Raw genomic sequence first — 26,993 nt, 5'->3', positions numbered from 1 at the left:
GCTTATAAAAGCTTAGGGAGAGGATTTCTGTGGATAAACCGCTGCAGACCACGTACTGCTTGATGTACAGAGGAATGAAAGTCTGTCCACAAGCAGTGTCGCGGCTGTGCGACGGCTGGCGACAAGCTGTGCATAGAAGGGCTACTTATCCACAGCTGCTTTATCCACAGACTTCAACCCATCGTTATGCAGAGAGCTAACCCTCGGTTATCCACAGAGCTTAACTATCCACCGGCTGTCGTCTTTTTAGGCGCTTTGTGCAGGCTTTCGTGCGCTGGCGCTCTACCTTCGTGTGGATAAGTCAGCTACGGGTGGTTACAATGGCCGCTTGTTTTTGCCACGCCGGCTTCAGAATCTAGGGGATATTTGTGTCAGTGGAACTTTGGCAGCAATGCGTTGAGCTTTTGCGCGATGAGCTGCCTGCCCAGCAATTCAACACCTGGATCCGACCTTTACAAGTTGAAGCCGAAGGCGACGAATTGCGCGTGTATGCGCCCAACCGGTTTGTGCTGGACTGGGTGAATGAGAAGTACCTGGGTCGATTGCTCGAGTTGCTGGGCGAGCATGGCCAGGGAATTGCGCCGGCGCTGTCCTTATTAATAGGCAGCAAGCGCAGCTCTGCTCCACGCGCCGCTCCGAACGCTCCGCTTGCAGCAGCGGCTGCCGCTTCTCAGGCCGCCGAGTTGGCAGCCACCATCGAAGCACCGGCTGTAGCACGAGCGCCGCAGTCCGTAGCGACGCCTGCTCCGATGATTCAGACCTCATTGAATGTCGAGGATGAGCCTTCCAGGGCGAGCTTCGATCCGATGGCTGGCGCCAGTTCTCAGCAAGCTCCTGCGCGCGCCGAGCAGCGTAATGTTCAGGTTGAGGGAGCGCTGAAGCACACCAGCTATCTGAACAGGACCTTCACGTTCGAGAACTTTGTCGAAGGTAAATCGAACCAACTGGCGCGGGCTGCTGCCTGGCAGGTAGCTGACAATCCCAAGCATGGGTACAACCCGCTCTTCCTTTACGGAGGTGTGGGTCTGGGTAAAACCCACTTGATGCATGCTGTGGGTAACCACCTGCTCAAGAAGAATCCGAACGCCAAAGTCGTGTATCTGCACTCCGAGCGATTCGTGGCGGATATGGTCAAGGCGCTACAGCTCAATGCCATTAATGAGTTCAAACGCTTCTATCGCTCCGTCGACGCACTATTGATTGATGACATTCAATTTTTTGCGCGCAAGGAACGTTCTCAGGAAGAGTTTTTCCACACCTTCAACGCCCTTCTCGAAGGCGGTCAGCAGGTTATTCTCACGAGTGACCGCTACCCCAAGGAAATCGAAGGCCTCGAAGAGCGGCTCAAGTCACGCTTTGGCTGGGGTTTGACGGTGGCGGTCGAGCCACCGGAACTTGAAACACGCGTGGCGATTTTGATGAAGAAGGCGGATCAGGCGAAAGTCGATCTGCCTCACGACGCCGCATTTTTTATCGCGCAGCGAATCCGCTCCAATGTGCGTGAGCTTGAGGGTGCGCTGAAGCGCGTCATCGCTCACTCACACTTCATGGGTCGGGACATCACGATCGAGCTGATCCGTGAATCGCTGAAAGATTTGCTCGCGCTGCAGGACAAACTGGTGAGTGTGGATAACATTCAGCGGACTGTTGCTGAGTACTACAAGATAAAGATCTCCGACCTGCTTTCCAAACGCCGCTCCAGGTCTGTTGCGCGACCGCGGCAAGTGGCGATGGCATTGTCAAAGGAGCTGACCAATCACAGCCTTCCTGAAATCGGCGATGTGTTTGGCGGCCGGGACCACACGACGGTCTTGCACGCGTGCCGGAAGATCAATGAGCTTAAAGAATCCGATGCGGACATCCGCGAGGACTACAAGAACCTGCTGCGGACTTTGACAACGTGATGCCGACGCAGCTTATCAAGGCAAGGGACTAGACCATGCATTTCACCATTCAACGCGAAGCCCTGTTGAAACCCCTGCAACTGGTCGCGGGCGTCGTTGAACGCCGTCAGACCTTGCCGGTTCTGTCGAACGTGCTACTGGTCGTGGAGGGCCAGCAGCTGTCTTTGACTGGTACTGACCTCGAAGTCGAGCTGGTCGGCCGTGTGCAGTTGGAAGAGCCTGCGGAGCCTGGCGAGATCACGGTTCCTGCGCGCAAGCTGATGGACATCTGCAAAAGTATTCCGAATGATGCGCTCATCGACATCAAGCTCGACGAGCAGAAGCTGATCGTCAAAGCGGGCCGCAGCCGTTTCACGCTTTCGACCCTGCCTGCCAACGACTTTCCTACCGTCGAAGAAGGCCCGGGTTCGCTTACATTCAGCCTCGTTCAGAGCAAATTGCGCCGGTTAATCGAGCGCACCAGCTTTGCAATGGCCCAGCAAGACGTTCGCTACTACCTTAACGGTATGCTGCTTGAGGTTCAGTCGGGCATTCTGCGCGCGGTTGCAACCGACGGGCACCGTCTTGCGATGTGTTCCATGGCCGCCGAGATCGAGCAGGCTGACCGTCATCAGGTGATCGTGCCGCGTAAGGGCATCCTGGAATTGGCCCGGTTACTGACCGAGCAAGATGGCTTGGTCAGTATCGTATTGGGTCAACATCACATTCGTGCAACCACGGGTGAGTTCACGTTCACGTCCAAGCTGGTCGACGGCAAATTCCCGGACTATGAGCGAGTGCTTCCCAAGGGCGGCGACAAGCTGGTGGTGGGTGATCGTCAGGCACTGCGGGAAGCGTTCAGCCGTACCGCGATTCTCTCGAACGAGAAGTACCGGGGCATTCGCCTACAACTGGCCAACGGTCAGTTGAAGATTCAAGCGAATAACCCGGAGCAGGAAGAGGCCGAGGAAGAAATCAGCGTCGACTACAATGGCAGCTCTCTCGAGATCGGATTCAACGTGAGCTATCTGCTCGACGTACTGGGTGTCATGACCACGGAGCAAGTCCGTCTGATCCTCTCTGATTCCAACAGCAGTGCTTTGGTGCAGGAATCCGGTAATGACGACTCGGCCTATGTCGTTATGCCGATGCGTCTGTAACAGCAGTTGATCAATGTCTCTTAGCCGCGTCTCGGTCACCGGGGTGCGCAATCTGCACCCGGTGACCTTCTCTCCTTCTCCCCGCATCAACATCCTGTATGGCGCTAACGGCAGTGGGAAAACCAGTGTCCTTGAAGCGATTTACCTTCTCGGCTTGGCGCGCTCATTCCGCAGTGTACGGCTGCAGCCGGTCATTCAATATGAGCAACCTGCGTGCACAGTCTTTGGCCAGGTAGAACTCGCCGAAGGCGGCCACAGCAGCCTTGGCATTTCCCGCGATCGCCAGGGAGATTTCCAGATTCGGATCGACGGCCAAAACGCCAAAAGCGCCGCGCAACTTGCCGAGACTCTGCCGCTGCAACTGATCAACCCCGACAGCTTTCGGCTCCTTGAAGGTGCTCCTAAAATTCGTCGTCAGTTCCTGGATTGGGGAGTGTTCCACGTGGAACCTCGTTTCATGTCGACTTGGCAGCGGCTCCAGAAGGCCCTGAGGCAGCGGAACTCGTGGCTTCGGCATGGTACACTTGACGCCGCTTCGCAGGCCGCTTGGGACCGTGAGCTGTGTCTTGCTAGCGATGAAATTGATGAGTTTCGGCGCGCTTATATCAAAGCGTTGAAACCTGTGTTCGAGCAAACCCTGAGTGAGCTTGTTCAGATCGATGGGCTGACGCTTAGTTACTATCGAGGATGGGACAAGGAAAAAAACCTGAGTGACGTGCTGGCATCTTCCCTTTACCGCGATCAGCAGATGGGTCACACGCAAGCGGGACCCCAACGTGCAGATCTACGCCTACGGCTAGGCGGACACAACGCGGCGGATATCCTTTCCCGTGGGCAGCAGAAACTCGTGGTCTGCGCCCTTCGCATTGCGCAGGGACATTTAGTCAGCACGGCCCGTCGTGGCCAATGTATTTACCTCGTCGACGATCTGCCATCGGAGCTCGATGAGAATCACCGCGGTGCGCTATGTCGCCTGCTGGAAGAATTACGCTGCCAGGTATTTATCACCTGCGTAGATCATGAATTGTTGAGGGAAGGCTGGCAGACGGAAACGCCAGTTGCTTTGTTCCACGTGGAACACGGCAATATCACCCAGACCCACGACCACCGGGAGTGAAGGCATGAGCGAAAACCAAACGTACGACTCGACCAGCATCAAAGTGCTGAAAGGGCTCGATGCCGTACGCAAGCGTCCTGGTATGTATATCGGCGACACAGACGATGGCAGCGGCCTCCACCATATGGTGTTTGAGGTTGTAGACAACTCGATCGATGAGGCATTGGCCGGTCACTGTGACGACATCAGCATCATCATTCACCCGGATGAATCGATCACTGTACGCGATAACGGTCGTGGCATTCCGGTCGATGTGCATAAAGAAGAAGGCGTTTCCGCAGCCGAAGTCATCATGACTGTGTTGCACGCCGGCGGTAAGTTTGACGATAACTCGTACAAAGTATCCGGCGGTCTGCACGGTGTGGGCGTTTCAGTGGTGAACGCGCTGTCTGAGGTGTTGAACCTGACTGTTCGGCGCAGTGGAAAAGTCTGGGAACAGACGTACGTCCACGGTGTTCCACAAGAACCAATGCAAATCGTTGGTGAAAGCGATACCACGGGGACAGAGATTCACTTCAAGCCCTCCTCTGAAACCTTCAAGAACATTCACTTTAGCTGGGACATTCTCGCCAAGCGCATTCGTGAGCTGTCGTTCCTCAACTCCGGTGTGGGTATCGTTCTTAAGGACGAGCGCAGCGGCAAAGAAGAGCTGTTCAAGTATGAAGGCGGTCTGCGCGCATTCGTCGAGTACCTGAATACCAACAAGACGCCTGTGAATCAGGTCTTCCACTTCAACATCCAGCGTGAAGATGGCATAGGCGTTGAAATTGCCCTGCAGTGGAATGACAGCTTCAACGAGAACCTGTTGTGCTTCACCAACAACATTCCACAGCGCGACGGTGGTACCCACCTCGTCGGCTTCCGCTCTGCGCTGACTCGGAACCTGAACAACTACATTGAGCAGGAAGGTCTGGCCAAGAAGCATAAGGTCGCCACCACCGGTGACGATGCGCGTGAAGGCCTGACAGCGATCATTTCCGTCAAAGTCCCCGACCCTAAGTTCAGCTCCCAAACGAAAGACAAGCTGGTGTCTTCAGAAGTGAAGACTGCGGTTGAGCAGGAGATGGGCAAGTATTTCTCTGACTTCTTGCTCGAGAACCCGAACGAAGCAAAAGCCGTCGTCGGCAAGATGATCGATGCAGCGCGTGCCCGTGAAGCTGCCCGTAAAGCACGTGAAATGACCCGTCGCAAGGGCGCGCTGGATATCGCAGGCTTGCCCGGCAAACTGGCCGACTGCCAGGAAAAGGACCCTGCCCTTTCCGAGTTGTACCTCGTGGAAGGTGACTCTGCTGGCGGTTCCGCCAAGCAGGGACGTAACCGTAAGACCCAAGCCATCCTGCCACTCAAGGGCAAGATCCTGAACGTGGAGAAGGCGCGCTTCGACAAGATGATCTCATCTCAGGAAGTGGGCACGTTGATCACGGCGCTGGGCTGCGGTATTGGCCGTGACGAGTACAACATCGAAAAGCTGCGCTACCACAACATCATCATCATGACCGATGCTGACGTCGACGGTTCGCACATCCGTACCCTGTTGCTGACTTTCTTCTTCCGTCAGTTGCCGGAGCTGGTTGAACGCGGTTACATCTACATTGCTCAACCGCCGTTGTACAAGGTGAAGAAAGGCAAGCAAGAGCAGTACATCAAAGACGACGATGCCATGGAAGAGTACATGACTCAGTCGGCCCTTGAAGATGCGAGCCTGCACCTGAACGAATCGGCGCCTGGCATTTCCGGCGCAGCGTTGGAGAAACTGGTTCACGACTTCCGCATGGTCATGAAGACCTTGAAGCGCCTGTCCCGTTTGTACCCGCAAGAGCTGACCGAGCACTTCGTTTATCTGCCGGCTGTGCCAATGGAGCAGTTGTCGGATCACGCGGCCATGCAAGAGTGGCTGGCGAAGTTTGATGAGCGCCTGCGGGTGGGTGAGAAGTCCGGGTTGGTCTACAAGGCCAGCTTGCGTGAAGACCGCGAGCGTAACGTATGGCTGCCAGAGGTCGAGCTGATCTCCCACGGCCTGTCCAACTACGTGACGTTCAACCGCGATTTCTTCGGCAGCAATGACTACAAGACAGTCACTGCACTCGGTGCTCAGATCAGCACGTTGCTGGAAGAAGGCGCTTACGTTCAACGTGGTGAACGCAAGAAAGCGGTTACCGAGTTCAAGGAAGCACTGGCCTGGTTAATGGCAGAGAGCACCAAGCGCCATACCATTCAGCGCTATAAAGGTCTCGGTGAGATGAACCCTGATCAGTTGTGGGAAACCACGATGGACCCAAGCGTGCGACGCATGCTCAAGGTGACGATCGAAGACGCCATCGGCGCTGATCAGATTTTCAACACACTGATGGGTGACGCCGTCGAACCGCGCCGTGACTTCATCGAAGCCAACGCATTGGCAGTGTCGAACCTGGACTTCTAAGGTTCACCCGTAAATAAAACAGCCCCAACGATGTGAATCGATTGGGGCTGTTTTCGTTTAGGCATTCAGCTCACTGTTTTAATCGGACTGATCGGCGCTGGGTTCCGCCCTCTCCTGCTCAACCGTTTGCCCCATTCGATACCGCGCAGTTCAATGAACCGATGGCTGATAGCGGATATACCCACGATGACGATTAACAGACCGATGAGCACGGAGTTGTCAGCTGCTGCATTGTGAAAGGAAAGCAGTGGACCTGGGGCGGCAGCAGCATAAGTCACGATCGTGAAGCCGGTGACTTTCCCTATTAGAAGCATGGCGAGGGTGAAGGCGAAAAGAACCATCGCATGAGTCATGTAGATCGAGTACGACAGCGTGCCCAATTTCTCGAATGGGCTAGCCTTCAGCAACGTCGAGATCACCCCTCCCTCAAAAGAGAAAATCAACATAAGCACGCAGAACACCACCATCAGGATGATCTGCTTATGATCAATGTCACTCACCAGCAAGCTCACTGCCAAACAGATGCCGACAAGTTCCAGGACGGTGTGCAGCCAGCGGGCCATGGTTTTGTTGTGGATAACTTGGTAGAGCTGGTAAGTCATCACACCTGCAAAGAAACAAGACAGCCCCTGCAGTGCGGGCTCCATCAGATAGGCAAGTCCCAGCGACAAGCACACAGTAGCGATCAATGAAGTCATGAGAAATATCGCCGTGGCGAAGCGCGGGGTACACAGGAGTATCCCCGCGAATATCATGTAGATGTAGTGCTCGACACTGATGCTCCACGCCGGAAAGTTGAACGACTGGGGGTTGAATCCCGGCCACCAGGATTGCAACAGCAGCAGATTGGGGATGATTTCCTGAGGCGCTCGCTGCCCGGTGAAGCTGGCTTGATTGAACGTTATACCGGCATGCTCGGCGCCCATCTTCACGACCTCCAATGCGATGGCAAACAGGAGCACGAAGACGTGCAGTGGATACAGGCGGAAGGTGCGAGTAATGAAGAACTGCCTGAACTGATCGGTCGTGGCCAGTCGCTGGCCGTAGGTGTGGACCATGACAAAGCCGCTCAGGACGAAGAAGAAGCTCACCAGGTAATGAGCATTTCTGAAGAACGCCCATTCGCCAAAGCTCAGTGGCATGTGGATGTGATAGACCGCAACGCTGAGTGCACAGATGCCCCTGAATCCGTCCAGCACTTGAAATCTCTTCATCGCCAACTCCCTGTTGAATCCATGCCGAATGCGTTTAGATCCGCCCTCTGGGCGTAGGTCATCATGCGTTACCTTTCCCGGTCGTGTTCCAACGAGTTTTTATGTGTTCCCAGCGACTGCCTAAGCGCTTGGCAAGCTCACGGCGCCGGGCCATGGATGGCCTTTCGATGAAGTGCCAAGAGAATATGGCCGCCAGTAACACCAGTGGGAAGGCGAGCAGCATCAGACTGCCAGGGCCGAGGCCTTTGAACAGGTGGGCAATTATTTCCTGAATCGGGAAGGCATAGATATAAACCCCGTACGAGTAATCGCCCAGCTGGTTGTAACGGTCTATCGCGGGCTGGGTTGCATACCCGAGGTAGAAGATCAGATACGTCCAGGCCAGCACAAAGCACTCGAAGAAATATCCTGTGCGCCACGTGCAGGCGGCTAATACGACAAAAGGCAGGAGGCCGATAAATCGATGCTCGATGTGCTGACGATAGCGGTAGAAGGACATGCCGAGCACAAACGGCAAGCTCCACGTGAAGAAAGATTCGGTGCCGTAGAAGTCACTGACCAAAGCGCTGTTCAGCATCAAGGCTTTGAACGAGACGTAAAGGGCGGCATAAGACATGACAAAGCCGGTGAATTTCCGGCCTTCACTGAAGAAGGAGACTGTCCCAAGCGCGCCGACCAGAAGGTAGAGGGCCACCTCATAAAAGAGTGTCCACAGCGAACCGTTGATGCCGGGCCAAGGGTTGTTCTGGAACAGACCAGGCAGCTGAAACTTCATGCTGAACAGCGTCAGGTTGTGGGCGAGATAGCCGTATGTTTCCCCTGACCTGAAATATTCTGACGCACTCAGTGTCGTAAGCAGGGGGCCGATCAGAAATACGCTCAGCAGCAGCACAAGTATCAATCCAGGAAAGATGCGCAGAAACCGGGCGGTGAAAAAATCCATCGTGCTGTCCGCCCGATCGCGGCTAAGCGAAATAAAAAAGCCGGAGATGCAGAAGAACGTAATCACCGCCACGTCACCAAGGGACAGTCCGATCCAGTCAGAGAGCGGCTCAACCGCATCATGCCCAAGTGCAAGAGGGTAACTGTGGGAAATCAATACCGCCGTGGCGGCAAGCATTCTGATCAGGTTGAAGTGGTTGTTTCGTCTGGACGCCAGGTCACCCAACGTATTCATACTGCCTCCGCGCGCGGTCAGGGTCGTACCGGTTCGATCCATTCACCGCTGTGACGCTCACGCCGTCGGGGACGCGCGATACCGAGAGGGTTGGAAATGGTTTTTGAGCTTGAACGATACACTGGGGGCGCTGCACGTCTAATTGGCATCTCCAATCGGGACGCGGATTACCTGCATGCCTTGTCAGCCAATAATTTGGCCATGAAACTCGATCGATAGCTTTTGTTGGGCGAGACTGTGTCGTTGCGCGCTAATTGACCGATGACTGCCCAAAATACCCGGATACCTATCGATCAAACCGTTGCATCAGGACAGATGTAAGACAAAGGAGCCTCATTCATATGTCGATTCGTAAATACCAAAGAGTGCTGGCTATCCCTCGAGTGTTGCCTGCCACATTGTTCATGTTCGTCGCAGGCCTGCCGCTGACCATCATGGGCCTCACCCTGAGCCTGCATGTGCTCAACGAAATGGGTGGCAGTTATTTTGATGCAGGCGTGGTGGGGACGGCGACCGCACTTGGCTTCGCGGTGGGCTCTCCCCTCCTCGGTCGAATGATTGACCGTCACGGCCTGCGCCCGGTGGTGGCCGTATGCGGAACACTGTCGACTCTCGCCTGGATACTGCTGCCCATGGTGAGCTATTGGCTTTACGTGCTTCTGGCGTTTGTGGCCGGGCTGTTTACCGTGCCGACAGGATCGCTAGCCCGGCAGTTCGTCGCCAGCCTGGTTCCGGAAGATCAGCGCCGGCCTGCGTACTCGCTCAACATGATGCTTATGGAGCTTTCATTCGTCATCGGGCCCGCCAGCGGTATTCTTTTGATCACTACCTATTCGGCGACAGCCACTCTGGCGGGCATAGGCCTTTGGCGAGCGCTCTCCTACGTCGTGCTCTATGTGTTGAATTGGCCCACGCGCAATGTGGACGAGGTTGCAGCGAATCCGGATCGTGTCCGACCCAAACTCCGCACATGGATGAGCGGCCGCTTATTGGCCGTCATGTTTGTCAGTGCGGGGGCGTTATTCGTGCTGTATGGCACCGAGTTGGCACTCATTGCTGTGCTGCGCGCCAGCGATCAGCTCGCCTTTACCGGGTATGTCATCGCCGCAATGTCTATCGCGTCCATCGTGGGCGGGTATGTCCACGGTGTCGTCCACCGGTCGTGGTCACAGATGAAACTTGCCCTGGCAATGAGCCTGCTGCTGCTTCCCGTGGTGTTCTTTGATGACGTCTGGTGGTGGCTGATGCTCGCGCTGTTGCCCACTAATCTGCTGTGCACGCCGACGCTGGCTGCAGGCTCGGAAGCGGTTGCCAAGCTGGCGCCTTCCAGCGTGAGAGGTGAAGTGATGGGGCTGCACGATTCGGCTTATCGAATAGGCCAGACACTGTCCGCGCCGATGGTGGGATTCGCGATCGACAGCGTTTCCCCCGCCATGGGATTCGTCGCAGCCGCGTGCGGAGGGATTGTATTGGTGGGTATGGGGGCGCTCTGCAACCTGAGAATATCGGCGCCGGCCAGAACGGCTTGATTCACACCACGGTCTTGGCTGCACAGGCTCAAGACCGGGTTTTTTTTAGTCAGTGGGGAACGGTAAGGAAAAACTTATGCACGCATCGGCCGCGCTAAGTGCTGGAAGAAATAAGTATTTAAATTAACGAGTTAGCGCCGAATTTTTCGAATTTCGATTTATTCGTGCACAGGTTATCCACAATTCATGCCGGTGATTTCTCTGGGGTTGGCGCAGGTACTGCCGGCGACCCCAAATCGCGCTGGGTTTGCTCGTTCCACGCCGACACGCGATCGTTCAGCGCAGCGATTGCGCGTGGGCCAGTGCCCTCTGCGTACATCGGTTTGCCAATCACGACTTCAATGGTGCCCGGCTTCTTACCCCACCCCTCTTTCGGCCAATAGCGGCCGGCATTATGGGAGATAGGCAGGACGGGCAAGTCCGCGTTTACTGCCAACGCCGAACCGCTGCGCGAGAACTTGCCGATCTGGCCGTAAGGTACGCGTGTGCCTTCAGGGAAGATCAGCACCCAGACCCGATCTTTAAGCAGCTCATCGCCTTTCTTCGCGACAACCTTCAGCGCCGCCTTTGGATTGTTGCGATCAATGGCGATGGGACGCAGCATCGCCATGGCCCAGCCGAAGAACGGCACGTACAGCAGCTCCCGCTTGAGCACCTGGCTCAAAGGCTGAAAGTGGGCCGAGAGAAAAAACGTCTCCCACGTGCTCTGGTGATTAGAGACGATCACGCAGGGTGTGTCGGGGATGTTTTCCTGGCCGGTGATGCTGACCTTGATGTTGAGGAACACGCGAGTCAGCCATAGGGCGCAGCGGCACCAGTAAACATTGATGAAACGATAGCGGAGACGGAACGGCAGGAAAGGTGCAATAAAGAAACTCAGCGAACACCACAGCAGGGCGGTAGTGCCCAGCAGCAGGTAAAAGAAGAAAATCCTGATGGCCTGCACAATCGACATAGCTGCTTTTACCGTTACGGGGCAATTGCCCGAATTGAGCGAGCCGTTGAAGAGCTGTTAGCCGTTCAACGGGGCGCTGTTGTGAATAAGTTCTGCGGCAACCGCCGCCAGATCGTCAAAAACCAACGTGCCTGCGGGTAATGCACCGCTTCGCGTCTTCTGACCTTTGCCGGTCATGACCAGAACAGGTTGTGAATCGACGGCCACCGCCGCCTCCAGGTCACCCTTGCTGTCGCCCACAAACCAAACGCCGCGTAAATCCACGGCGTAATGGCGGGCAATGGTCTTCAGCATGCCCGGTTTTGGCTTGCGGCAATCGCAGCCCGCGTCCGGGCCGTGAGGGCAATAAACAACCAGTCCGACCTCGCCGCCCTCCTCCGCCACGAGTTCACGCAAGCGTGCGTGCATGGCATCGAGGGTGGCCAGATCGTAGTAACCGCGAGCGATGCCGGACTGGTTGGTGGCCACTGCCACCGTCCAGCCGGCTTTGCTCAGTTGCGCAATAGCCTCGATAGAGCCAGGAATCGGAACCCACTCGTCGACCGACTTGATGTAGGCGTCGGAATCCTGGTTGATCACCCCGTCCCTATCGAGAATCAGCAACTTCACTGGCATGCGCTCCGCCGTCAGCTCAACAAGGAGATGTCGGCAACGCCGAGGAAGAGATTGCGCAGACGGGCGAGCAAGGCGTAACGGTTGGCTCGCACGCCAGCGTCTTCCGCATTGACCATCACTGCCTCGAAAAAGGCATCTACAGGCTCGCGAAGTGCCGCAAGACGCGTCAGCGCTTCGTTGTACTGACGGCTCGCAGACATCGGCGCTACCGCCTGATCTGCCTGCTGAATGGCCGAGTACAGCGAGAACTCGTTGGCGTTATCGAAGTACTTCGGTTCGACGGTCTGGGCGATGTTGCCGTCCGCCTTGCTCAGCAGATTCGAAACCCGCTTGTTCACGGCGGCCAGTGCTGCAGCCTCAGGCAATTTGCGGAAGGCCTGGACAGCCTGAACACGTTGATCGAAGTCCAGAGCCGAAGCGGGCTGCAAGGCGCGCACCGACAGGTAGACGGAAACGTCGACACCTTCGTCTTCATAGCGCGCACGCAGACGATCAAAGATGAATTCGAGCACCTGCTCTGGTAGGCCAGCAGGTTTGATCTTCACACCAAACTGAGCGACGGCGAACTGCACGGTTTTGACCAGATCGAGATCCAGCTTCTTCTCGATCAGGATGCGCAGGATGCCGAGGGCAGCGCGGCGCAGTGCGTACGGGTCTTTGCTGCCGGTCGGCAGCATGCCGATGCCGAAGATGCCCACAAGTGTGTCGAGCTTGTCAGCGATGGCAACTGCGGCGCCGGTCAACGTGCCTGGCAATTCAGCGCCAGCGCCGCGCGGCATGTATTGCTCGTTCAACGCCAGTGCGACGTCTTCGGGTTCGCCGTCGGCCAAGGCGTAGTAGTAGCCTGCAACGCCCTGCATCTCCGGGAACTCGCCGACCATCTCGGTCGCCAGGTCGCACTTGGACAGCAAACCTGCACGCGCGGCGCGCTGGGCATCGCCGCCAATGCGGGGCGCGATGAACGCGGCCAACTTGGAAACGCGCTCGGCCTTGTCGAACACCGTGCCCAATTGCGCCTGGAACACCACGTTCTGCAGGCGCTGGTTGAAGGTCTCCAGCTTTTGCTTCTTGTCCTGCTTGAAGAAGAACTCGGCGTCGGTCAGACGCGGGCGAACGACCTTCTCGTTACCGTGGACGATCTGGGACGGGTCCTTGCTGTCGATGTTAGCGACCGTAATGAAGCGCGGCAGCAGCTTGCCGTCGGCATCCAGCAGGCAGAAGTACTTCTGGTTGTCCTGCATCGTGGTGATGAGCGCTTCCTGCGGCACTTCAAGGAAACGTTCCTCGAACGAGCACACCAGCGGCACCGGCCACTCGACCAGCGCAGTCACTTCATCAAGCAATGCCGGCGGCACGATGGCGGTGCCTTCGTGTTGCGTGGCGAGCTCTTCGACGCGCTTGCTGATCAACTGACGACGCTCGTTGAAATCCGCGAGCACGTGGGCCGCGCGCAAGTCGCTGGCGTAATTGGCCGGGGACGAAATGCGCACGTTGTCCGGATGATGGAAGCGATGGCCACGGGATACACGGCCGGACGTCTGGGCAAGAATGGTGCAGTCGACGACTTGATCGCCGAACAGCATCACCAGCCACTGGGTCGGACGCACGAACTCTTCCTTGCGCGCGCCCCAGCGCATGCGCTTCGGAATCGGCAGGTCGTTCAGCGAATCTTCAATGATCGTCGGCAGCAGGCTCAACGTTGGCTTGCCAGGGATGCTCTGGCTGTAGCGCAGCTTCGGGCCGCTCTGATCGATTTCGCTCAGGTCAACGCCGCACTTCTTGGCGAAACCCAAGGCAGCCTGGGTCGGATTGCCTTCGGCATCGAACGCTGCCTGGCGTGGCGGGCCGTCCAGGTTGACGCTGCGATCCGGCTGCTCGGTGGCGAGCTGAGTGATCAAAACTGCCAGGCGGCGTGGCGCGGCATAGACCTGCTTGGCGCTGTAGGTCAGACCGGCAGCCTGCAGGCCTTTTTCGATACCGGCCATGAACGCATCGGCCAGGGTATTCAATGCTTTGGGTGGCAGTTCTTCAGTGCCCAGTTCAACCAGAAAATCTTGAGCACTCATTGCGCAGCCTCCAGCTTGGCCAACACTTCATCGCGAATATCGGGTGCGGCCATCGGGAAGCCGAGCTTGGCCCGGGCCATCAGGTACGCCTGGGCCACGGAGCGAGCCAAGGTGCGGACGCGCAGAATGTACTGCTGACGCGCCGTCACGGAAATCGCGCGACGGGCATCCAGCAAGTTAAAGGTGTGAGAGGCTTTGAGGACCATTTCGTAGCTCGGCAATGGCAGCTCCACTTCGATCAGGCGCACGGCTTCGCTTTCATAGAAATCGAACAGCTCGAACAGTTTGTCGACGTTGGCGTGCTCGAAGTTGTAGGTCGATTGCTCCACTTCGTTCTGATGGAACACATCGCCGTAGGTGACTTTGCCGAACGGGCCGTCAGTCCAGACCAGGTCGTAGACCGACTCGACGCCTTGGAGGTACATCGCCAAACGCTCGAGGCCGTAGGTGATTTCACCCGTGACCGGGTAGCACTCGATGCCGCCGACCTGTTGGAAATAGGTGAATTGCGACACTTCCATGCCGTTCAGCCAGATCTCCCAACCCAGGCCCCAGGCGCCGAGGGTGGGTGACTCCCAGTTGTCTTCGACAAAGCGGACGTCGTGCACGAGCGGGTCAAGACCCACGTGCTTCAGCGAGCCAAGGTACAGCTCCTGGAAGTTGTCCGGGTTGGGCTTGAGGACGACCTGGAATTGATAGTAGTGCTGCAGGCGATTCGGGTTCTCGCCATAACGGCCATCGGTAGGACGACGGCTCGGTTGTACGTAGGCGGCGTTCCAGGTTTCCGGGCCGATGGCGCGCAGAAACGTAGCGGTGTGGAAAGTGCCGGCGCCCACTTCCATATCGTAGGGCTGAAGTACCACACAACCTTGCTCAGCCCAGTATTGCTGGAGGGCGAGGATCAAGTCTTGGAAGGTACGCACGGCTGGCGTAGGCTGGCTCACGAAATTCACCTGTACTGGGGGGCTGCGATTTAAAGAGCGGGAGTATACCCGATTCGGCCGCGCCTCCACCCTTGGAGCCCTATGCCACGCTGCTTTTGGTGCAACGAAGATCCGCTTTACATGGACTACCACGATCAAGAGTGGGGTGTGCCGTTGCGCGATGCGCAGATGCTGTTCGAGTTCCTGTTGCTCGAAGGGTTCCAGGCCGGACTGTCGTGGATCACCATCCTGAAAAAGCGTGAGCGCTACCGCGAAGTGATGTTCGGCTTCGACGTCCAGCGCATCGCTTCGATGACCGATGCTGAAGTCGAAGCGCTGATGCTGGAGCCCGGCATTGTGCGCAATCGCCTCAAACTTAACGCTGCGCGCAAAAACGCCCAAGCTTGGCTGCGGCTGGAAGACCCGGTTGCGTTCGTCTGGTCATTCGTCGGCGGCAAGCCAAAGGTCAATCACTTCAAGGACCGCAGCGAAGTCCCGGCCATTACGCCCGAGGCCGAAGCGATGAGCAAAGCGCTGAAGAAAGCCGGCTTCACCTTCGTCGGCCCGACGATCTGTTACGCCTACATGCAGGCCACCGGAATGGTGATGGATCATACGGTTGACTGTGATCGATACGCCGAGCTGGCGGGTGATGTGGATAATCGGCTCCCATGAACGGTTACAATGGCCGCCTCATGTATTCGGGAGTGATCTGTGGATAAGTTCAAAGGCGCCTTGATGGTTGGGGCATTGCGCCTGTTTGCCCTGTTGCCGTGGCGCGCAGTGCAATGGGTCGGCACCTGCATCGGCTGGCTGATGTGGAAGTTGCCTAACCGGTCCCGCGACGTCGCGCGCATCAACCTGTCCAAGTGCTTCCCCGAACTGAGCCCTGAAGAGCTCGAAGCACTGGTCGGCCGCAGTCTGATGGACATCGGCAAGACCCTGACCGAGAGCGCCTGCGCGTGGATCTGGCCGGCGCAGAAGTCGATCAATCTGGTTCGCGAAGTCGAAGGGCTTCAGGTGTTGAAAGATGCCCTGGCGTCGGGCAAGGGCGTCGTCGGTATCACCAGCCATCTGGGCAACTGGGAAGTGCTCAACCACTTCTACTGCAGCCAGTGCAGACCGATCATTTTCTACCGGCCACCCAAGCTCAAGGCCGTGGACGATCTGCTGCGCAAGCAGCGCGTCCAGTTGGGTAACCGCGTTGCAGCCTCGACCAAGGAAGGCATTCTCAGCGTCATCAAGGAAGTGCGCAAAGGCGGCGCCGTCGGCATTCCGGCGGACCCGGAACCCGCTGAGTCGGCAGGCATATTCGTGCCCTTCTGCGGAACAATGGCGCTGACCAGCAAGTTCGTACCGAACATGCTGGCGGGCGGCAAAGCCGTTGGCGTGTTCCTCCACGCGATGCGTCTGGAGGATGGTTCTGGCTACAAAGTCGTACTCGAAGCCGCGCCGGACGACATGTACAGCACCGACACCGCAACGTCGGCAGCTGCCATGAGCAAGGTGGTTGAAAAGTACGTGCGAGCCTACCCAAGCCAATACATGTGGACCATGAAGCGCTTCAAGAAACGCCCCGAAGGTGAGAAGCGCTGGTATTGAGCCTCTAGAAAAAGCTCAAGCCCACCTGAAACAGCCGCTCCACGTCGCGGATGTACTTTTTATCCACAAGGAACATGACCACGTGGTCGCCCGATTCGATCACGGTGCTGTCATGGGCGATGATCACTTGGTCGGCGCGTGTGATGGCGCCGATGGTCGTGCCGGGCGGCAAGTTGATGTGCATGATGGCTTTGCCAATCACCTTGCTGGATTTGGCATCGCCATGGGCGACGATCTCGATGGCTTCCGCCGCGCCCCGACGCAATGAATGCACGCTGACGATATCGCCGCGCCGTACGTGGGCCAGCAACGTACCGATGGTGGCGAGCTGAGGGCTGACGGCGACATCAATCTCTCCCCCTTGCACCAGATCGACATACGCCGGGTTGTTGATGATCGTCATCACCTTCTTCGCGCCGAGACGTTTGGCCAGCAACGACGACATGATGTTTGCCTCGTCGTCGTTGGTCAGCGCCAGAAACAGGTCGGCGTTATCGATGTTCTCTTCCACGAGCAGGTCGCGATCCGAAGAGCTGCCTTGCAGGATGACCGTGTTGTTCAGCGTGTCTGAGAGGTGACGGCATCGGGCGGGGTTCATCTCGATGATCTTGACTTGGTAGCGGTTCTCGATGGCTTCCGCCAGCCGCTCGCCAATCTGACCGCCGCCGGCAATCACGATGCGCTTGTAGCTCACATCCAGGCGACGCATCTCGCCCATGACGGCGCGAATATCCGCCTTGGCAGCGATGAAAAAGACCTCGTCGTCAGCCTCGATAACCGTATCGCCCTGGGGAATGATCGGGCGGTCGCGACGGAAAATAGCCGCAACGCGAGTCTCCACATTCGGCATGTGCGTGCGCAGTTGACGCAGCTGCTGGCCCACCAGAGGCCCGCCGTAGTACGCCTTGACCGCCACCATCTGCACCTTGCCGCCGGCGAAGTCGATGACTTGCAGGGCACTGGGGTATTCGATGAGCCGTTTGATGTAATGGGTCACCACTTGCTCAGGGCTGATCAGCACGTCCACGGGAATGGCGCCGTTGGCGAACAGGCCTGAGCGGGTCAGGTACGCCGACTCGCGAACACGGGCAATCTTGGTCGGGGTCTGAAACAGCGTGTAGGCGACTTGGCAGGCGACCATGTTGGTCTCGTCGCTGCTGGTCACGGCCACCAGCATGTCGGCGTCATCGGCGCCGGCCTGACGCAGTACGGTCGGGAACGAGCCGCGACCATGGACGGTACGGATATCGAGACGATCACCCAACGCTCGCAGACGATCCTGATCGGTGTCCACGACGGTGATGTCGTTGGCTTCGCTCGCCAAGTGCTCAGCCAGCGTACCGCCGACCTGCCCTGCGCCGAGAATGATGATCTTCAATCAGTCTCTCCTTGAAATGATGATTCCGTCATACCGGGCAATCGTCTTCACGCCGCCGCAATCTTGATCAGTTTGGCGTAGTAAAACCCGTCATGCCCGCCTTCCTGCGCCAGCAGCTGACGGCCGTGGGGCTGTTTCAGACCGGGCGGTGGCTTGCCTTGCTGACCGGCAATGTCCAGCTCCCGAGCACCCGACGTACGCGCCAGGAATGCAGCGATGACTTCGGTATTTTCAGTGGGCAGCGTCGAGCATGTGGCGTACAGCAAGATCCCGCCAACCTGCAGCGTCGGCCACAGCGCGTCGAGCAATTCGCCTTGCAGCGTTGCGAGGGGGGGAATGTCATCCGCCTGACGGGTCAGCTTGATGTCGGGGTGGCGACGAATCACGCCGGTTGCCGAGCACGGCGCGTCGAGCAGAATGCGCTGGAACGGTTTGCCGTCCCACCATAGGTCGGTGGCGCGGGCATCGGCGGCGATGAGTTCGGCACTCAGGCCCAGGCGATCAAGGTTCTCTTTGACCCGCACCATGCGCTTGGCTTCAAGATCCACTGCGACCACGCCCGCCAGGCCCGGTTGTACTTCCAGCAGATGGCAAGTTTTGCCACCCGGCGCGCAACAGGCGTCCAGCACACGTTGACCCGGCACCAGCTCCAGCAAGTCGGCGGCCAGTTGCGCTGCCTCATCCTGAACGCTGATCCAGCCCTCGGCGAAACCCGGCAGTGAGCGAACATCGCCCGGTTCGGTGAGCACGATGCCGTCCTGGCTGAACGTGCTGGACGTTGCGCCGATGCCTGCGTCCAGCAACAGCTGAAGGTACTGCTCACGGGTTTTATGCCGGCGGTTGACCCGCAAAATCATCGGCGGGTGGGCGTTGTTCGCCGCACAAATCGCTTCCCAATGCTCAGGCCACGCGGCTTTCAACGCTTTTTGCAGCCAGCGTGGATGAGCGGTACGCACCACCGGATCGTGTTCCAGCTCCGTCAGCAATGCCTCGCCTTCCCGTTGAGCACGACGCAGCACAGCGTTGAGCAACGCTTTTGCCCACGGTTTTTTTAGCTTGTCAGCGCAGCCCACGGTTTCGCCGATAGCGGCGTGGGCAGGAATTCGCGAATAGAACAGCTGATACAGACCCACCAGCAATAAGGCCTGCACGTCGTTATCAGCGGTTTTAAATGGTTTCTGCAGCAGCTTGGCCGCCAGCGCGGACAGCCTTGGCTCCCAGCGCGCGGTGCCAAATGCCAGGTCCTGGGTCAGCCCGCGGTCGCGGTCTTCAACCTTGTCCAGTTGCGTGGGCAGAGAGCTGTTCAGAGATGCCTTGCCGCTCAGTACGGCAGCCAGTGCCTTGGCCGCGGCCAGACGCGGGTTCATTGCGCATCCACCGCTTGGCCGAGGACGGTGCCAACGGCGAACTTCTCGCGACGGCTGTTGAACAGGTCAGCGAAGCCCATAGGTTTGCCGCCCGGTAGTTGCAGACGGGTCAGACGCAGCGCGCCTTCACCGCACGCGACCAGCAGGCCGTCTTTGCTGGCGTCGATGATGCTGCCGGGCGTGCCCTCCCCGTCGGCGATCTGCGCGGCCAGCACTTTCAGTGATTCGCCCTTGAGCGTGGTGTGGCAGATCGGCCATGGGTTGAAGGCGCGTACCAGTCGCTCCAGCTCAACGGCCGGGCGGGTCCAGTCGATGCGTGCTTCGTCTTTGTTCAGTTTGTGCGCGTAAGTGGCGAGGCTGTCGTTCTGCACTTCGCCAACCAGCGTGCCGTCCGCCAGCCCTGCAATGGCTTGAATCACTGCAGGTGGGCCGAGCTCGGCAAGTCGATCGTGCAGCGTACCGCCGGTGTCGTCGCCTGTGATCGGGGTCGTCACCTTGAGCAGCATCGGGCCGGTGTCCAGGCCCGCTTCCATGCGCATGACCGTCACGCCGCTTTCGGCATCGCCCGCCTGCACCGCGCGCTGAATCGGCGCAGCACCGCGCCAGCGTGGCAGCAACGAGGCGTGACTGTTGATGCAGCCCAGACGCGGGATATCCAGCACGGTCTGCGGCAGGATCAAGCCATAGGCGACTACGACCAGCAGGTCCGGCTTTAACCCAGCCAGCTCGGCCTGGGCTTCGGGTGCGCGCAAGGTAGGCGGCTGCATGACAGGAATATTGTGCTGGAGGGCAAGCTGCTTGACCGGGCTGGGCATCAGCTTCTGACCACGACCGGCCGGGCGATCTGGCTGGGTGTACACCGCAATGACGTCATGGGGACTGTCGAGCAGGGCTTTCAAATGCTCGGCGGCGAATTCCGGGGTGCCGGCGAACACGATGCGCAGTGGCTCAGTCATGGGCTTCTCTTGAAGTAAGGCTGTAGAAACGCACTTGCCCGCGATGGCGTGGTGTCGGCCGACAAATGCGGCGGAGGACAGGTCGCTATCGCGGGCACTCGGGCTCCTACGGTAGAAAGTAGGATGGCGGGATCAGGCGTTTTGCTTGTGGAGTTTTTCCAGCTTTTTCTTGATCCGGTCGCGCTTGAGATTGGACAGGTAATCAACGAAGAGCTTGCCGTTCAGGTGGTCGCATTCGTGCTGGATGCACACGGCGAGCAGGCCCTCGGCGATGAATTCATAGGGCTGGCCATCACGGTCCAGCGCCTTGACCTTGACCCGTTGCGGGCGATCCACGTTCTCGTAGAAACCTGGAACAGACAGACAGCCTTCCTGGTACTGGTCCATCTCGTCGGTCAGCGGCTCGATCTCGGGGTTGATGAACACCCGCGGCTCGCTGCGATCTTCGGAGAGATCCATCACCACCACGCGCTTGTGTACGTTAACCTGCGACGCGGCCAGACCGATGCCGGGGGCTTCGTACATGGTTTCAAACATGTCGTCGACCAACTGGCGAATGCCGTCGTCCACTTCAGCCACCGGCTTGGCGATGGTGCGCAGGCGCGAATCGGGAAATTCGAGGATGTTTAGAATGGCCATATGCGTAAGGGATGCACTGTAGGGTAAAGTCAAAATCGGCTGCTAGGCTTGGGACGTCACAAGCTGCAGCCCTAGTAAAACGGGAAGTCTCGCAAGACTCAGCGTTTCACGCGAAGCCAACATGATAAAGGGATTCACCGCATGAGGAAATCACTACTCGCCCTGCTGCTGTTGGCCGCGACCGGCCTTGTCCAGGCGCAAGTACAGCTCAGGGATGGCCATCCACAGAGTTACACCGTCGTCGCCGGTGACACACTTTGGGACATTTCCGGAAAATTTCTCAATCAGCCCTGGAAGTGGCCGCAGCTCTGGCGCGCCAATCCACAGGTTCACGACCCTGATCTGATCTACCCCGGCGATACGCTCAATCTGATTTACGTCGATGGTCAGCCACGCATCGTGGTCAATCGCGGCGCGTCCCGGGGCACCATCAAATTGTCCCCGCGTGTGCGCAGTACGCCGATTGCCGAGGCGATTCCGACCATACCGCTGGGCGCAATCAATGCCTTTCTGCTGAACAACCGGATCATCGATAACGCCAGCCAGTTCGAAGCCGCGCCCCATGTCGTGGCCGGTCCTGGCGAGCGGGTGCTCAGTGGCGCGGGTGACCGCATCTATGCGCGCGGACAGTTCGAGCCGAGCCATGTGGCGTACGGCATCTATCGCAAGGGCAAGACCTACGTCGATCCGGTCACCGGCGTGGTGCTGGGCATCAATGCCGATGACATCGGCAGCGGCGAAGTCATCGCCACGGAAGGTGATGTGGCGACGTTGCAAATGCAGCGTTCGACCCAGGAAGTGCGCCTTGGCGACCGCCTCTTTGTCAGCGAAGAGCGCCGAATCAATTCCACTTTTGTCCCCAGCGAACCTCAGCAGCCAGTCGACGGCAACATCATCGACGTGCCTCGGGGCGTGACCCAGATCGGCGAGTTCGACGTGGTCACCATCGACCGTGGACGGCTCGATGGCTTGGCCGAAGGCAACGTGTTGGCGATCTACAAGACCGGTGAGACGGTGCGCGACCGGGTCAACGGTGATCAAGTCAAAATTCCCGACGAGCGTTCCGGACTGCTGATGGTCTTTCGCACGTACGAGCGACTGAGCTATGGCATGGTGCTGCACGCAACTCGATCTCTGGCGGTGCAGGACAAAGTCCGCAATCCGTAATGCTATGTATCAGCTGTAACTCACTTTTCTCCACCGGCATGCTTCACTTATCAAATTGTTGTTAACAGACTTATCCACAGCTTGGTTCACTGAATAGGGTGGACCACGGATCAAGGAAGATCACATGCCGTTGTTCGAAAAGGCCGGTCAGTCGCCGGCCGAGCTGGAAGCACGCTTGCGTTTGCATCGGCTGCCGGAAGTCGGCCCAAAACGTTTCCACACCCTCATCGATGCGTTCGGCAGCGCCGGCGCGGCATTGAGTGCGCCGGCTTCAGCGTGGCGATCTTTACGTCTGCCGGCGGCCAGTGCCGAGGCCCGTCGCAGCCCCGAAGTACGCGACGGCGCCAGCGCGGCACTGGCCTGGTTAGAGCGCCCGGGCCAGCATTTGCTGATGTGGGACGACCCTGACTACCCCGCGTTGCTGGCAGAAATCCCTGATCCGCCGCCCCTGCTTTTCATCGCCGGAAACCGCGCTTTGCTTGATCGTCCGCAGTTGGGAATGGTGGGCAGTCGACGCGCGTCCAAGCCCGGACTCGACACCGCTGCAGCGTTCGCGCGGAGCCTGGCAGGTGCCGGTTTTGTCATCACCAGCGGGTTGGCGCTGGGTATCGATGGCGCCGCGCATCAAGGTGCGCTGGACGTAAAAGGCGGGACAATCGGCGTGCTGGGCACGGGCATCGAAAAACTTTATCCACAGCGGCATCGCCAGCTTGCAGCGCGCATGGTGGCCGACGGCGGCGCGGTGATCTCCGAGCTGCCACTGGACGCAGGTCCCCACGCCAGCAACTTTCCCCGGCGCAATCGAATCATCAGCGGTTTGTCCCTGGGTGTGCTGGTGGTCGAGGCCAGCGTCGCCAGCGGATCGCTGATCACGGCACGTCTTGCCGCCGAACAGGGTCGTGAGGTCTACGCCATTCCCGGCTCGATCCATCATCCGGGCGCCAGGGGGTGTCACCAGTTGATCCGTGAAGGGGCGGTGCTGGTGGAAACCATCGACCATATTCTTGAGGCGCTGCAGGGCTGGAAAAACATTGCGCCGAGCCATGAGGTCGTTGATAAGCCGTCGACGCCGCTCCATCCGCTTCTCGCCCTCTTGCACGCAGCGCCGCAAACCGGCGAGGCGCTGGCCCACAACAGCGGTTGGCCTTTGCCAAAAGTCCTGGCGGCGCTGACCGAGCTGGAACTCGACAGCAGCGTGGCTTGCGAAGCCGGGCGATGGTTTGCCCGGGCACGCTGAGGTTAAACTGCCCGCCTGCGTAATTTGGGAGAACGGACGATGGTCAGCAGTTGGCGAGTGCAGCAAGCCGCACGAGAAATTCGGGCCGGGGCGGTGATTGCCTATCCAACCGAAGCGGTGTGGGGGTTGGGCTGTGACCCTTGGGATGCGGAGGCGGTGTATCGCCTGCTGGCAATCAAGGCGCGGCCGGTTGATAAGGGCTTGATCCTGATCGCAGACAACATCCGTCAGTTTGATTTCCTCTTCGAGGATTTCCCTGAGCTGTGGATCGATCGCATGGCCAGCACCTGGCCGGGACCGAATACGTGGCTGGTTCCCCATCAAGGCCTGTTGCCGGACTGGATCACCGGAAAGCACGACACCGTCGCCCTTCGCGTCAGCGATCACCCCATCGTCCGGGAGCTGTGCGCGTTGACCGGCCCGCTGGTGTCGACTTCCGCGAACCCCACCGGCCGCCCTGCCGCCCGCTCCCGGCTGCGGGTCGAGCAGTATTTCCACGAGCAGTTGGACTTGGTTCTGGAGGGAAGTCTCGGCGGGCGCCGCAATCCGAGTGTGATACGGGATCTGGTCACGGCTGAGGTGGTAAGGGCGGGGTAATGCCCTTCCACCGTCTGGCCGGGTGTGATCAAGGCACCAGAATGATCGACCCCACCGTTCTGCGACCGGAGAGTTCGGTGTGGGCCTTCGCGGCATCCTTGAGGGCAAACTTCTGGATGTCGTCGACCTTCACCTTGCCGGTGGCGACCATTTCGAACACTTCATCGGCCATTGCCTGCAAGGCTTCCGGGGTGTTCGCGTAGGAGCCCAATGTCGGGCGCGTGACGTAGAGCGAGCCTTTCTGAGCGAGAACCCCCAGGTTCACGCCGGTCACTGCGCCTGACGCATTGCCGAAGCTGACCAGCAGGCCGCGTAATTCCAGGCAATTCAGAGAGGTTTCCCACGTGTCTTTGCCCACGCCGTCATAGACCACCGGGACCTTCTTGCCATCGGTCAATTCCAGTACACGTTGAACGACGTCCTCCTTGCTGTAATCGATCACCTCCCATGCGCCGTGGGCCTTAGCGTGTGCGGCCTTTTCTGCCGAGCTGACCGTGCCGATGAGCTTGACGCCCAAGGCGTTGGCCCACTGGCAGGCGATCGATCCCACCCCGCCGGCAGCGGCGTGAAACAGGATGGTTTCTTCAGGACGGATTTCGTAGGTCTGGCGAAACAGGTACTGCACGGTCAGGCCCTTGAGCATGACGGCGGCGCCCTGCTCGAAGCTAATGCCGTCAGGCAGTTTGGCGATGTTAGCGGCCGGCGTTACATGAACGTCCCCGTATGCACCCAGCGGGCCTGTGCCGTACACCACCCGGTCGCCGACTTTGACGTGGGTGACTTCGCTGCCGACCGCTTCAACCAGGCCAGCGCCTTCGTTACCCAACCCCGATGGGAACGAAGGCGCCGGGTACAGGCCGCTGCGAAAGTAGGTCTCGATGAAGTTGACGCCAATCGCCTTGTTACGCACGAGCACGTCTTTCGGGCCTGGCGCCGCGGGTTCGAAGTCCACGTACTCAAGCACTTCGGGACCGCCATAAGCCTTGAACTGGATACGTTTTGCCATTTGCTTTCTCCGTCATGGATCGGACTTGCAGGGGATGACTGTCGATGCGAAAGGGCTCTATCGGACTCCTTCGTCGTCGCTTCGTCAACTGCGGCATCCGCCAAGCCGGTGATATGCTACGGGCCGAATTTCGCCGACGGGATTTGCTCAGCGAGGCGTGTCATTAACGCCAAGGCCGATCCAATCCCGCTCCCGACGCACGTTTCAGTTTATGCAGGTACCGCCATGTCCTTTCGCACCGATGCCGTCAAAGCCTACTTGCTCGATCTTCAAGACCGCATTTGCGCCGCCCTGGAAACCGAGGATGGCAGCGCCCGTTTCGTCGAAGACGCCTGGGAACGGCCTGCGGGCGGGGGCGGAAGAACCCGGGTGATCGAGAACGGCCACATCCTCGAAAAAGGCGGCGTTAACTTTTCCCATGTCTTCGGCGCCGGCCTCCCACCGTCGGCCAGTGCCCATCGTCCGGAGCTGGCAGGGCGTGGCTTTGAAGCGCTCGGTGTGTCGCTGGTGATGCACCCGCACAACCCTCACGTGCCGACTGCCCACGCCAATGTGCGGTTCTTCATCGCAGAGAAAGAAGGCGAAGAACCGGTGTGGTGGTTCGGCGGCGGCTTTGACCTGACGCCTTACTACGGTGTCGAGGAAGACTGCGTTCATTGGCACCGCGTCGCCGAACAGGCCTGCGCGCCGTTCGGGGCTGACGTCTATCCCCGCTACAAGGCGTGGTGCGATCGCTACTTCCATATCAAGCACCGTAATGAGCCGCGCGGCGTCGGCGGACTGTTTTTCGACGACTTGAACGAGTGGGATTTCGACACCAGCTTCGCGTTCATCCGTGCCATCGGAGATGCGTTCGTCGAGGCGTATCTGCCCATCGTTCAGCGCCGCAAGGACGCGCCGTACACGCCGCAGCAGCGTGAGTTTCAGGAGTTCCGCCGTGGGCGTTACGTGGAATTCAATCTGGTGTACGACCGCGGCACCTTGTTTGGGCTGCAATCGGGTGGCCGCACTGAATCGATCCTCATGTCGCTGCCGCCGCAAGTGCGCTGGGGCTATGACTGGAAAGCCGAGCCGGGCAGTGAGGAAGCACGCCTGACGGAATATTTTCTGCAGGATCGCGACTGGCTGGCTGAGGCGGCCCAGTGATGACTGACCAGTACGTTGTCTTCGGCAATCCCATTGGCCACAGCAAATCCCCGCTGATCCATCGCCTGTTCGCCGAGCAGACCGGTCAGGCGCTCGACTACCAGACCTCACTCGCGCCGCTGGACGGCTTCACCGCCTTCGCCAGGGCGTTTTTCGAGACAGGCCGTGGCGCCAACGTCACCGTGCCCTTCAAGGAAGAAGCGTACCGGATGGCCGATCAGTTGACCGAGCGCGGCCGTCGTGCCGGCGCGGTCAATACCCTCGCCGTTCAAGCGGATGGCAGCCTGCTCGGCGACAACACGGACGGAGCAGGCCTGGTTCGGGACCTGAAGGTCAGTCATGGCGTCACGCTCAAGGACAAACGCATTCTCGTGCTAGGGGCTGGCGGTGCAGTGCGTGGCGCACTTGAGCCCTTGCTGGCGGAAGATCCCTACGTGCTGGTGGTCGCCAACCGCACCGTGGAAAAGGCTGAACAGCTGGCTCAGGAATTCGCCGACATCGGCCCGGTGCTGCCCGCAGGCTATGACTGGCTGGATGAGCCTGTAGACGTCATCATCAATGCCACGTCAGCCAGCCTTTCAGGGGAAGTACCTCCCATTTCGCCCAGCCTGATTCAGCCGGGCGTGACATTCTGCTACGACATGATGTACGCCAAGGAGCCGACCGCATTCTGCCGCTGGGCCACTGAACACCATGCCGGGCAAGCAGTGGATGGTTTGGGGATGTTGGTCGAGCAGGCCGCCGAGGCGTTCTACCTGTGGCGTGGCGTTCGACCGGAATCGGCGCCGGTGCTGGAGGAACTGCGACGGCTGATGGCGCAGATCTAGCGAATGTACC

Annotated in this window: 23 protein-coding genes; 12 read left to right on the top strand and 11 right to left on the bottom strand. The window is 58.8% G+C overall.

The features are described from left to right. Positions 1-368: 368 nt before the first annotated feature. From dnaA to gyrB, 4 genes are read left to right on the top strand one after another with little or no spacing between them, the layout of a single operon-like run. Positions 369-1,904, top strand: coding sequence for a chromosomal replication initiator protein DnaA (gene dnaA / locus QWI18_RS03060; protein ID WP_369318191.1), 1,536 nt, complete (start codon positions 369-371; stop codon positions 1,902-1,904). Positions 1,905-1,939: 35 nt separating this feature from the next. Then, positions 1,940-3,043: a DNA polymerase III subunit beta gene (gene dnaN / locus QWI18_RS03055; RefSeq protein WP_065988045.1), complete on the top strand. Its 1,104-nt coding sequence runs from the start codon at positions 1,940-1,942 to the stop codon at positions 3,041-3,043. A 13-nt stretch (positions 3,044-3,056) separates the two neighbouring features. Continuing rightward, positions 3,057-4,160: a DNA replication/repair protein RecF gene (recF, locus tag QWI18_RS03050; RefSeq protein WP_065988043.1), complete on the top strand. Its 1,104-nt coding sequence runs from the start codon at positions 3,057-3,059 to the stop codon at positions 4,158-4,160. A gap of 4 nt (positions 4,161-4,164) precedes the next feature. Then, positions 4,165-6,582, top strand: a complete 2,418-nt coding sequence (gene gyrB / locus QWI18_RS03045) for a DNA topoisomerase (ATP-hydrolyzing) subunit B (RefSeq protein ID WP_065988041.1) — start codon at positions 4,165-4,167, stop codon at positions 6,580-6,582. Positions 6,583-6,647: 65 nt separating this feature from the next. Here the strand turns inward: gyrB and QWI18_RS03040 are convergent, their stop codons facing one another. Both QWI18_RS03040 and QWI18_RS03035 read right to left on the bottom strand, forming a co-directional pair. Further along, positions 6,648-7,796, bottom strand: a complete 1,149-nt coding sequence (locus QWI18_RS03040; RefSeq protein WP_369318190.1) for an acyltransferase family protein — start codon at positions 7,794-7,796, stop codon at positions 6,648-6,650. Between the two features lie 61 nt (positions 7,797-7,857). After that, positions 7,858-8,973: an acyltransferase gene (locus QWI18_RS03035; protein WP_192130590.1), complete on the bottom strand. Its 1,116-nt coding sequence runs from the start codon at positions 8,971-8,973 to the stop codon at positions 7,858-7,860. Between the two features lie 341 nt (positions 8,974-9,314). Here QWI18_RS03035 and QWI18_RS03030 point away from each other — a divergent pair, with 341 nt between their 5' ends. Next, positions 9,315-10,502: an MFS transporter gene (locus QWI18_RS03030; protein ID WP_065988037.1), complete on the top strand. Its 1,188-nt coding sequence runs from the start codon at positions 9,315-9,317 to the stop codon at positions 10,500-10,502. A gap of 184 nt (positions 10,503-10,686) precedes the next feature. Here QWI18_RS03030 and QWI18_RS03025 read toward each other — a convergent pair whose 3' ends face one another. From QWI18_RS03025 to glyQ, 4 genes are read right to left on the bottom strand one after another with little or no spacing between them, the layout of a single operon-like run. Then, positions 10,687-11,457, bottom strand: a complete 771-nt coding sequence (locus tag QWI18_RS03025) for a 1-acyl-sn-glycerol-3-phosphate acyltransferase (protein WP_296306702.1) — start codon at positions 11,455-11,457, stop codon at positions 10,687-10,689. A gap of 57 nt (positions 11,458-11,514) precedes the next feature. Next, positions 11,515-12,072, bottom strand: coding sequence for a D-glycero-beta-D-manno-heptose 1,7-bisphosphate 7-phosphatase (gmhB, locus tag QWI18_RS03020; RefSeq protein WP_369318189.1), 558 nt, complete (start codon positions 12,070-12,072; stop codon positions 11,515-11,517). An 11-nt stretch (positions 12,073-12,083) separates the two neighbouring features. After that, positions 12,084-14,138 carry a glycine--tRNA ligase subunit beta gene (glyS, locus tag QWI18_RS03015; RefSeq protein WP_369318188.1) on the bottom strand — a complete coding sequence of 685 codons (2,055 nt, stop codon included), beginning with the start codon at positions 14,136-14,138 and terminating at the stop codon, positions 12,084-12,086. Then, positions 14,135-15,082 carry a glycine--tRNA ligase subunit alpha gene (gene glyQ, locus QWI18_RS03010; RefSeq protein WP_065988033.1) on the bottom strand — a complete coding sequence of 316 codons (948 nt, stop codon included), beginning with the start codon at positions 15,080-15,082 and terminating at the stop codon, positions 14,135-14,137. Before glyQ ends, glyS begins: the two co-directional genes overlap by 4 nt. A gap of 81 nt (positions 15,083-15,163) precedes the next feature. Here glyQ and QWI18_RS03005 point away from each other — a divergent pair, with 81 nt between their 5' ends. Beyond that, entirely contained in the window at positions 15,164-15,736 is a 573-nt protein-coding gene (locus QWI18_RS03005) for a DNA-3-methyladenine glycosylase I (protein WP_369318187.1), read from the top strand. A gap of 39 nt (positions 15,737-15,775) precedes the next feature. Then, entirely contained in the window at positions 15,776-16,663 is an 888-nt protein-coding gene (locus tag QWI18_RS03000) for a lysophospholipid acyltransferase (RefSeq protein ID WP_369318186.1), read from the top strand. A gap of 4 nt (positions 16,664-16,667) precedes the next feature. Here the strand turns inward: QWI18_RS03000 and trkA are convergent, their stop codons facing one another. The 4 genes from trkA to def all read right to left on the bottom strand — a co-directional run bounded on the left by trkA (position 16,668) and on the right by def (position 21,003). Continuing rightward, complete coding sequence (trkA, locus tag QWI18_RS02995) at positions 16,668-18,041, bottom strand: Trk system potassium transporter TrkA (RefSeq protein ID WP_172610176.1); 1,374 nt, start codon at positions 18,039-18,041, stop codon at positions 16,668-16,670. Positions 18,042-18,088: 47 nt separating this feature from the next. Continuing rightward, complete coding sequence (rsmB, locus tag QWI18_RS02990) at positions 18,089-19,408, bottom strand: 16S rRNA (cytosine(967)-C(5))-methyltransferase RsmB (RefSeq protein ID WP_369318185.1); 1,320 nt, start codon at positions 19,406-19,408, stop codon at positions 18,089-18,091. Continuing rightward, entirely contained in the window at positions 19,405-20,364 is a 960-nt protein-coding gene (gene fmt, locus QWI18_RS02985; protein ID WP_369318184.1) for a methionyl-tRNA formyltransferase, read from the bottom strand. Before fmt ends, rsmB begins: the two co-directional genes overlap by 4 nt. 132 nt (positions 20,365-20,496) lie before the next feature. Next, a complete protein-coding gene (def, locus tag QWI18_RS02980) occupies positions 20,497-21,003 on the bottom strand; it encodes a peptide deformylase (RefSeq protein WP_065988024.1) in 507 nt (168 codons plus the stop codon). Between the two features lie 141 nt (positions 21,004-21,144). Between def and QWI18_RS02975 the strand changes: the two genes are divergently transcribed. The 3 genes from QWI18_RS02975 (at position 21,145) to QWI18_RS02965 (ending at position 24,004) form a co-directional block, all read left to right on the top strand. Continuing rightward, the gene (locus tag QWI18_RS02975) at positions 21,145-22,170 is read left to right on the top strand and encodes a LysM peptidoglycan-binding domain-containing protein (RefSeq protein WP_192130583.1); all 1,026 of its coding nucleotides are present in this window, start codon (positions 21,145-21,147) and stop codon (positions 22,168-22,170) included. Positions 22,171-22,294: 124 nt separating this feature from the next. After that, on the top strand, positions 22,295-23,407 hold the full coding sequence (gene dprA / locus QWI18_RS02970; protein WP_065988021.1) for a DNA-processing protein DprA: 1,113 nt from the start codon (positions 22,295-22,297) through the stop codon (positions 23,405-23,407). A 39-nt stretch (positions 23,408-23,446) separates the two neighbouring features. Beyond that, on the top strand, positions 23,447-24,004 hold the full coding sequence (locus QWI18_RS02965) for an L-threonylcarbamoyladenylate synthase (RefSeq protein WP_369318183.1): 558 nt from the start codon (positions 23,447-23,449) through the stop codon (positions 24,002-24,004). Positions 24,005-24,032: 28 nt separating this feature from the next. Here QWI18_RS02965 and QWI18_RS02960 read toward each other — a convergent pair whose 3' ends face one another. Further along, positions 24,033-25,010 carry an NADPH:quinone reductase gene (locus QWI18_RS02960; RefSeq protein ID WP_192130582.1) on the bottom strand — a complete coding sequence of 326 codons (978 nt, stop codon included), beginning with the start codon at positions 25,008-25,010 and terminating at the stop codon, positions 24,033-24,035. A 225-nt stretch (positions 25,011-25,235) separates the two neighbouring features. On the opposite strand from QWI18_RS02960, the gene hemF reads away from it, so the two are divergent. Both hemF and aroE read left to right on the top strand, forming a co-directional pair. Then, entirely contained in the window at positions 25,236-26,156 is a 921-nt protein-coding gene (gene hemF / locus QWI18_RS02955) for an oxygen-dependent coproporphyrinogen oxidase (protein WP_192130581.1), read from the top strand. Beyond that, complete coding sequence (gene aroE / locus QWI18_RS02950) at positions 26,156-26,983, top strand: shikimate dehydrogenase (protein WP_369318182.1); 828 nt, start codon at positions 26,156-26,158, stop codon at positions 26,981-26,983. The genes hemF and aroE overlap by 1 nt, the downstream gene beginning before the upstream one ends. Positions 26,984-26,993 lie beyond the last annotated feature (10 nt).

Source organism: Pseudomonas sp. W2Oct36, assembly GCF_041060465.1.
Lineage (GTDB): Bacteria > Pseudomonadota > Gammaproteobacteria > Pseudomonadales > Pseudomonadaceae > Aquipseudomonas > Aquipseudomonas graminis_B.
Note: the sequence above shows the minus strand (reverse complement) of the source record. Positions and strands in the feature narration are given on the sequence as shown.

What these genes read in the sequence shown, in the direction of transcription:
- dnaN (WP_065988045.1), top strand. Translation starts at nt 1,940, where the DNA reads ATGCATTTCACCATTCAACGCGAAGCCCTGTTGAAACCCCTGCAACTG.
- recF (WP_065988043.1), top strand. Translation starts at nt 3,057, where the DNA reads ATGTCTCTTAGCCGCGTCTCGGTCACCGGGGTGCGCAATCTGCACCCG.
- gyrB (WP_065988041.1), top strand. Translation starts at nt 4,165, where the DNA reads ATGAGCGAAAACCAAACGTACGACTCGACCAGCATCAAAGTGCTGAAA.
- QWI18_RS03040 (WP_369318190.1), bottom strand. Translation starts at nt 7,796, where the DNA reads ATGAAGAGATTTCAAGTGCTGGACGGATTCAGGGGCATCTGTGCACTC.
- QWI18_RS03035 (WP_192130590.1), bottom strand. Translation starts at nt 8,973, where the DNA reads ATGAATACGTTGGGTGACCTGGCGTCCAGACGAAACAACCACTTCAAC.
- QWI18_RS03030 (WP_065988037.1), top strand. Translation starts at nt 9,315, where the DNA reads ATGTCGATTCGTAAATACCAAAGAGTGCTGGCTATCCCTCGAGTGTTG.
- QWI18_RS03025 (WP_296306702.1), bottom strand. Translation starts at nt 11,457, where the DNA reads ATGTCGATTGTGCAGGCCATCAGGATTTTCTTCTTTTACCTGCTGCTG.
- gmhB (WP_369318189.1), bottom strand. Translation starts at nt 12,072, where the DNA reads ATGCCAGTGAAGTTGCTGATTCTCGATAGGGACGGGGTGATCAACCAG.
- glyS (WP_369318188.1), bottom strand. Translation starts at nt 14,138, where the DNA reads ATGAGTGCTCAAGATTTTCTGGTTGAACTGGGCACTGAAGAACTGCCA.
- QWI18_RS03005 (WP_369318187.1), top strand. Translation starts at nt 15,164, where the DNA reads ATGCCACGCTGCTTTTGGTGCAACGAAGATCCGCTTTACATGGACTAC.
- rsmB (WP_369318185.1), bottom strand. Translation starts at nt 19,408, where the DNA reads ATGAACCCGCGTCTGGCCGCGGCCAAGGCACTGGCTGCCGTACTGAGC.
- fmt (WP_369318184.1), bottom strand. Translation starts at nt 20,364, where the DNA reads ATGACTGAGCCACTGCGCATCGTGTTCGCCGGCACCCCGGAATTCGCC.
- def (WP_065988024.1), bottom strand. Translation starts at nt 21,003, where the DNA reads ATGGCCATTCTAAACATCCTCGAATTTCCCGATTCGCGCCTGCGCACC.
- QWI18_RS02975 (WP_192130583.1), top strand. Translation starts at nt 21,145, where the DNA reads ATGAGGAAATCACTACTCGCCCTGCTGCTGTTGGCCGCGACCGGCCTT.
- dprA (WP_065988021.1), top strand. Translation starts at nt 22,295, where the DNA reads ATGCCGTTGTTCGAAAAGGCCGGTCAGTCGCCGGCCGAGCTGGAAGCA.
- QWI18_RS02965 (WP_369318183.1), top strand. Translation starts at nt 23,447, where the DNA reads ATGGTCAGCAGTTGGCGAGTGCAGCAAGCCGCACGAGAAATTCGGGCC.
- QWI18_RS02960 (WP_192130582.1), bottom strand. Translation starts at nt 25,010, where the DNA reads ATGGCAAAACGTATCCAGTTCAAGGCTTATGGCGGTCCCGAAGTGCTT.
- hemF (WP_192130581.1), top strand. Translation starts at nt 25,236, where the DNA reads ATGTCCTTTCGCACCGATGCCGTCAAAGCCTACTTGCTCGATCTTCAA.
- aroE (WP_369318182.1), top strand. Translation starts at nt 26,156, where the DNA reads ATGACTGACCAGTACGTTGTCTTCGGCAATCCCATTGGCCACAGCAAA.